The organism is Streptosporangium sp. NPDC000396, assembly GCF_042898655.1.
Lineage (GTDB): Bacteria > Actinomycetota > Actinomycetes > Streptosporangiales > Streptosporangiaceae > Streptosporangium.
This window is the reverse complement of the sequence record NZ_JBIAZA010000031.1, coordinates 114,901-120,900: the sequence shown is the minus strand read 5'-3', so window position 1 is coordinate 120,900 and position 6,000 is coordinate 114,901. Positions and strand designations below refer to the sequence as shown.

General features: G+C 66.7%; 7 protein-coding genes and 1 tRNA gene. 6 read left to right on the top strand and 2 right to left on the bottom strand.

Annotation, left to right across the window (positions count from 1 at the left end):
* Positions 1-445 precede the first annotated feature (445 nt).
* The 4 genes from ACFY2X_RS37355 to ACFY2X_RS37340 all read left to right on the top strand — a co-directional run bounded on the left by ACFY2X_RS37355 (position 446) and on the right by ACFY2X_RS37340 (position 3,861).
* Positions 446-1,282: a helix-turn-helix domain-containing protein gene (locus tag ACFY2X_RS37355; protein ID WP_389947802.1), complete on the top strand. Its 837-nt coding sequence runs from the start codon at positions 446-448 to the stop codon at positions 1,280-1,282.
* A 179-nt stretch (positions 1,283-1,461) separates the two neighbouring features.
* Entirely contained in the window at positions 1,462-1,788 is a 327-nt protein-coding gene (locus ACFY2X_RS37350) for an ATP-binding protein (protein WP_389947806.1), read from the top strand.
* Between the two features lie 415 nt (positions 1,789-2,203).
* Positions 2,204-3,043 carry a sigma factor-like helix-turn-helix DNA-binding protein gene (locus ACFY2X_RS37345; RefSeq protein WP_389947801.1) on the top strand — a complete coding sequence of 280 codons (840 nt, stop codon included), beginning with the start codon at positions 2,204-2,206 and terminating at the stop codon, positions 3,041-3,043.
* Positions 3,043-3,861: a protein phosphatase 2C domain-containing protein gene (locus tag ACFY2X_RS37340; protein WP_389947800.1), complete on the top strand. Its 819-nt coding sequence runs from the start codon at positions 3,043-3,045 to the stop codon at positions 3,859-3,861. Before ACFY2X_RS37345 ends, ACFY2X_RS37340 begins: the two co-directional genes overlap by 1 nt.
* 3 nt (positions 3,862-3,864) lie before the next feature.
* On the opposite strand, the gene ACFY2X_RS37335 is transcribed toward ACFY2X_RS37340, so the two are convergent.
* On the bottom strand, positions 3,865-4,452 hold the full coding sequence (locus ACFY2X_RS37335; RefSeq protein ID WP_389947799.1) for a hypothetical protein: 588 nt from the start codon (positions 4,450-4,452) through the stop codon (positions 3,865-3,867).
* Positions 4,453-4,700: 248 nt separating this feature from the next.
* Between ACFY2X_RS37335 and ACFY2X_RS37330 the strand changes: the two genes are divergently transcribed.
* Positions 4,701-4,910: a hypothetical protein gene (locus tag ACFY2X_RS37330; protein ID WP_389947798.1), complete on the top strand. Its 210-nt coding sequence runs from the start codon at positions 4,701-4,703 to the stop codon at positions 4,908-4,910.
* Positions 4,911-5,096: 186 nt separating this feature from the next.
* Here ACFY2X_RS37330 and ACFY2X_RS37325 read toward each other — a convergent pair.
* Positions 5,097-5,170, bottom strand: a tRNA-Gly gene (locus ACFY2X_RS37325).
* A 109-nt stretch (positions 5,171-5,279) separates the two neighbouring features.
* On the opposite strand from ACFY2X_RS37325, the gene dcd reads away from it, so the two are divergent.
* A complete protein-coding gene (gene dcd, locus ACFY2X_RS37320; RefSeq protein WP_389947797.1) occupies positions 5,280-5,855 on the top strand; it encodes a dCTP deaminase in 576 nt (191 codons plus the stop codon).
* Positions 5,856-6,000: the final 145 nt, after the last annotated feature.

Here is a 6,000-nt window from a genome sequence, read left to right as displayed (position 1 = left end):
CAGCCCCAGCAGAATCGGCGACATCGCCCGCGCAGCGCTTGTCCTCACCCATTTCGAGCACAACTACCTACCGGCAATTCGCTGAGATCACGTCACTGGAGCTCGATGAGCCAGGGTGAGGAATGAACCCTGGCTCATCGAGCGCCCCAAGCACGTACGACGTCTAGCCATGCAGTGGCAATCGTGGGGGCTGCATCGGTGCGGCGGCGCGGCAACCCCGGCCAGAGTTTTCGGCGAGTACGGCGCGACAGGTGTACGGTGCCCGGCCCGGTCTCCCGCCGCCGTCTGGGACCGGCCCCCAGGCCGCACGCCCGGACGGCGGGCGGGTGGAGGGCCGGGGGTGCGGCGGCGCGCCGCGCCGCCGTCTTGATACCCATGAGAACAATTCGGCAGTGATCCGGGATGAGCGGCGCTCGGTGCGTGGGCGGCTGGTAGAACGCTGGGTGTGGAGGATCGTCGGGATCGCCTGCGGGCGCTGGGTGAGCTGTTTCGGCAGCTGCGCAAGGACGCCGGGCTGACCGGTAAGGAATTGGCGGTGCGGGCCGGGGTGGCGCAGCCGACGATCTCTCGGATTGAGACCGGGCGGCTGCTTCCGATTCCGGAAACGGTGAATCGGCTCATTGAGGCGCTGGACCTGGACGAGGCGGGGCGCGGGGAGTTGGATGCTCTGCTCGTGCGGCTGCGCGATGAGGTCTCCCGCCTCAGGGGTGGGCTTGCGGGCCGGGAGGCGGCGAATGCTGCCCGGCTGCGGTCGGCTCGTCGGGTGGTGTCGTTTCAGTCGGCGATGATCCCGGCGTTGTTGCAGACGGGGGAGTACGCCCGGCTGGCGCTGGCGGTCGGCCGGGACGTGGATGAAGAGGATGCGGCGAAGGCCGCGGCGGTTCGGGTGGAGGCGCAGGCAGTCTTGTTCGAGTCTGGCCGGGAGTTCTCTTTCGTCCTGACCGAGGGGGCCGTGCGTACGTGGCCGGGGTCGCCGGCGGTGATGCGGGCGCAGCTTGATCGGCTGCTTCAGGTCGCGACGCTTCCTCATGTCAGCTTGGGTGTGGTGCCCTGGTCGGTGCAGGCTCCGGCGTTCCCACTGCATGGGTTCACGATCTATGACGGTTCGGTGAGCGTGGTGGAGAGCCTGACGGGTGATCTCACGTTGACGGAGCGGGGAGAGCTCTCGGCGCATGTGGAGACCTTCGAGGCGTTCGCGGTGGCGGCCATGTATGGCGAAGGGCTGCGCGACCTTCTTGGGCAAATCGGTGCCGACTATCGCACCCTGGAGACCCACCTCTAGCAAGTGACGCATTTATGCGTCGAATGCCTTGAGATACTTCTAGTATCGCTCATACGCTGGCCACATGGATGTATAGCCCCCTAGACATTGGAGCTTCCATGTCGTCCTGGCGCATGTCCCGCACCTTCCCCGGCTCACCCGTGGCGATCGCCGAAGCGTGACGGTTCGTCACCGCCTTCCTGGGCAACCAGCCCGGAACCGAAGACGCCGAACTGATCATCAGCGAGCTGGCCACCAACGCGGTCCGCCACTCCGCGAGCGGCCGGTTCGGCGGCCGGTTCACGGTCTCCGTCCATGCCGACGGCGACCGGCTCTGGCTCGGGGTCCTGGATCAGGGCGGCCCCCGCTCGCCGCACCCGCTTCCACCCCAACCGGACGAGGAGGGCGGCCGGGGCCTGGCACTGGTCGCCGGACTCGCGGCGAGTTGGGGCGTGACCGGAGACGACATGGGCCGCATCGTGTGGGCCGTGCTGGACCTGGCCCCCGAGAAGGCGGCCGTACGGTGAGCGGCTGCCTGTCCCCGCACGTGGCACCACTCCAAGCCGAGCACCAGCCGGTGGTCTAGATGAAACCGCGACTCGGCGAACGACGCCGGGTGATCGCCTGGACCTGTCACTGCCGCTCGACCGTCTATGAACTGTGTGCTGCGGGCGGGCAGGTCTACATCCGGCGAAGCGTGCGAGGCGCACGCCGGAGCGTCGCGGAGACACCCCGAACCCGCGACAGCGAGGCGCGCATGCTCTGGACGGCGTTGCTGACGGGTCAAGCGCGATGACGCGAGGGGTACCCCGACGGCGCTCGGCGATCCGTGCGGTCCATCCGAAAACCGGCGAATCCTTTCCCTTCGTACTGTCAAGGGGGATAGACGACATTTCGTCTAGGGGTCTAGACTCGGTTGAGCACCACCGAGGGGGAACCACCGTGCCATCGAGTGACCTTGAGCGGATCGCCGCCATCGACAATCCGTACCTGTTGATCCGAGCCGCGACCGAGCGGCTCAGCGCCGCGCAACAGGAGGTCACCGAACTGGCCCGGCTCCGGCGCCGCGTCATCCAGGAACTGCACGCCCAGGGCGTCTCCTACGCCCAAATCGCCGAACAGGCCGGGCTGTCCCGCGGGCGCATCCACCAGATCAAGCACACCGGCCCTGCCCCCGAGGGTGCGTTCCTCGGCGCCGGCACCATCACGTTGGCCACTCCGCTCAAGCGGGAGGCCAACAATGCCCGGCCGGTGGTCGCCATGGAAGACGTCGCCGCGGCCAAGCGCTTGGAAGACCTGGCCCGCGGCTTCGACCTGGCGATGAACCTCGAACACGTCCCCCTGGGCGGGGAGATCGACCTCAACCGGCCCAACCTCATCGTGATCTGCGGACCCAAGCCGTCGCCGGTCATGGGAGCACTGTATGAGTCCGACCCGATCCTGGAGTGGGTCAAGGACGGCGCCTGGACCCTGCGGGATCGCCGCACCGGGGAAAGCTACCGCTCGGGCGAGGACTCTGATCCGGCGCGCCCGGCGGACTACGCCTACCTCGGGCGGCTGGCCCGGCCGGACGGCAACGGCACCGTGCTGGTCTTCACCGGCATCCACCCCCAAGGCACCCTCGGCGTGGTCGACCTGCTCGCCTCCGAGATCGCCACCCTGTGGGGACAGGTCGGCGACAGCCGCTTCTCCTGCGTGGTCGGGGTGGAGTACGACCCGGCCACCGGGGAACCGGTCAGAGCGGAACTGGCCAGCCCGCTCTACCGGCACGAGGACACCTGATGCGCATCACCTTCGCCACCGAAGCAGCCCCGGGCCGCCCGAACGAGGACTTCGTCGCCGCCACCCCGGATGCGATCGTCCTGCTCGACGGCGCCGGCACCCCACCCGGCTCGGAATCCGGCTGCATTCACGGTGTCGCCTGGTACGCGCGCTCCCTCGGCTCGACCCTGCTGGCCGGGCTGGCCCAGGAGGACAAGACCCTGACCGAGATCCTCGCCGAAGCCATCAAGGCCGTGGCCTCCCTGCATGACTTCGTCTGCGACCTGTCTCACCCGGGCTCGCCCTCGGCCACCGTGGTCATGCTCCGCCGTACGGCCGACACGTTGGACTTCCTCGTCCTGGCCGACTCCGTCCTCGTCCTGGACGTGATTGATACGGCGGAGCCGATGGTCATCTGCGACGACCGGGAGGCCCAGGTGGGCGCGGCCTACCGGATGGCCATGGATGCGCTCGCCTCCGGCAGCCCCGAGCACATCGCGGCTCACCGGGCGTACGTGGAGACCCTGCGCGAGCACCGCAACCGCGACGGCGGGTTCTGGGTCGCCGCCGTCGACCCCCTCGCCGCCGAACAAGCTCTCACCGGCACCGTCCCCGCCGACCGCGTGCGCGCCGCCGCGCTACTCAGCGACGGGGCCTCCCGCCTCGTCGACCGCTTTCACCTGGCCACCTGGCGGCAGGTCCTCGACCTGCTCGACGGCTCCGGCCCCGAGGAATTGATCCGCCGCGTCCGCGATGCCGAACACGACGATCCGGATGGCTCCCGCTGGCCACGCGGGAAGACGTTCGACGACGCCACGGCCGCCTATTGCCGTATCTGATAGCTACTCCACCCACCACCAGCCGTTCCCGAGGTCGCGGGCTGGACGTCCCAGGTCGCCCGCTGCGGTTTGGACGACCGTCTCGGAATCCGATGGGTTGGGCAGGTAGGCGATGCCGACACCGGTTTCTGCTCGCCAATCCTCGAACACCGGGAGGTAGAGCGCATCTCCCTGGTCCTGAACCTGGCCGTCTATCGACAGGTACTTCATCCACCAGGGCGCGACGAGTGACTCATGGCTGTCATAGGCGGCGGCAAGCGCAGAGAACTCGTCTCGGTGGAGCCAGAACTGACTGTCCACGTAGACAGCTTTCCAGTCGGTCGTCCAGATGGCACCGCCAACGGCCATTGCGATCACCAGTGCGGCGAAGGCTCGGACATAGGCCTTGCGCGAGAGGTATGACATCACCATGGTGAAGGACCACAGAGCTGCCCACAGCCAGAACGCGGAAAGGGCAAGCCCCATGAGCAGCCAGCTCATCCTGAACAGCGGTATCCATAGGTAGGACGCGACTGCCAGGAGGAGCCAGCCGAGTGACGCCATGAAGAGCGTCCATTTGGACCACCGAGCAGTCTTCATCACGGGAAGCATGGCCGCAGCCTCCTGGAACAGGAGAGGCATAGCCAGGCCTTCAGAGATACCTTCACACCCTTTGCGCGTTTTCTTCACAATGGTCGACGGTCTTCACGGATTGCCGTTCGCAAAAATCCTCGCTGTGTGTTTACCCCCCTAGACGGTTGGGGGAGGCTCAAGCTATCTTCGCTTGCATAGCCCCCTAGACACTTCGTCCCTGCGGATCAGCCGCAACTGTCTAGGGGGGTGGACGAAAGGTAAGCATCATGGCTATCCAAGGCCCCATCCCGATCGGCTTCGACCAGGTCTTCCCGCACGGCTGCTACATCGTCGGCGAGGTCGAGCAGGTCAAGGACTTCGACGCCTCCACCAACGGCCGCACCGTCTACGCCAAGGACAAGACCACCGGCGAACTCATCTGGCAGGTCGCCGACTGGGCCGACCCGGCCCACTGCGCCGATTCTGCGCTGCGCTGATTTATCTGCACACCGAGAACGGGCGTGACTGGATGATCGCCGACGGCATCGGGAAGCTCGCTGAGACGGCCCTCAAGAAAGAGGCCCCGGAGAGATCGGGCACGTAACGGGCGCGAAAGATCAAAGAGCTTCGGAAACAATCAAGGCCCGGGTTGGGATCATTCCCTTGACCTGGGCCTCGGTGTGTGGAGCGGGTGACGGGAATCGAACCCGCGCTGTCAGCTTGGGAAGCTGATGTTCTGCCATTGAACTACACCCGCAGCGGTGCGCCGCGTCCACCACTGTAGCGGAAATTCGAGGGACTCTGGCCCTTCGCGGGGCTGAGTTTCCCGGCTTGTTGGGTGTCGTGGCGTTGGTAGGTTGCCTCACGTGCTGCTTTCCGATCGTGACATCGCCACCGAGATCGAGTCTGGCAGGGTCAAGATTGACCCCTTTGCGCCGGAGATGATTCAACCGTCCAGCATCGACGTGCGCCTGGACCGCTATTTCAGGGTCTTCGAGAACCACAGATACCCGCACATCGACCCGGCGATCGAACAGCCCGATCTCACGCGGATGGTCGAGCCCGAAGGTGACGAGCCGTTCATCCTGCATCCCGGCGAGTTCGTCCTGGCCAGCACCTACGAGGTCATCAGCCTTCCGGACGACATCGCCTCCCGGCTGGAGGGGAAGAGCTCGCTGGGCAGGCTCGGCCTGCTGACCCACTCCACCGCCGGTTTCATCGACCCCGGGTTCAGCGGGCACGTGACGCTTGAGCTCTCCAATGTCGCGACGTTGCCGATCAAGCTCTGGCCGGGGATGAAGATCGGTCAGTTGTGCATGTTCCGGCTCAGCTCGCCCGCCGAGCACCCCTATGGCTCGGAGAAGTACGGCTCGCGGTACCAGGGACAGAGGGGGCCGACGCCGAGCCGTTCCTACCTGAACTTCCACCGGACCCGGATTTGAGCTTCCGCCGCGTCCTGGTCCGGCCTTCGGCCGGTGTCCGGGGTTGATTCCGCGTCTGGATCTGACCCCGGTTCCCAGACCCGGCCCGGCAGAGGGCCGGGTCGGAGGGCCGGGTCCGGCGGAGATTGTTTCGGGGCGTGGCCGG

What these genes read in the sequence shown, in the direction of transcription:
- ACFY2X_RS37340 (WP_389947800.1), top strand. Translation starts at nt 3,043, where the DNA reads ATGCGCATCACCTTCGCCACCGAAGCAGCCCCGGGCCGCCCGAACGAG.
- ACFY2X_RS37335 (WP_389947799.1), bottom strand. Translation starts at nt 4,452, where the DNA reads ATGCTTCCCGTGATGAAGACTGCTCGGTGGTCCAAATGGACGCTCTTC.
- ACFY2X_RS37330 (WP_389947798.1), top strand. Translation starts at nt 4,701, where the DNA reads ATGGCTATCCAAGGCCCCATCCCGATCGGCTTCGACCAGGTCTTCCCG.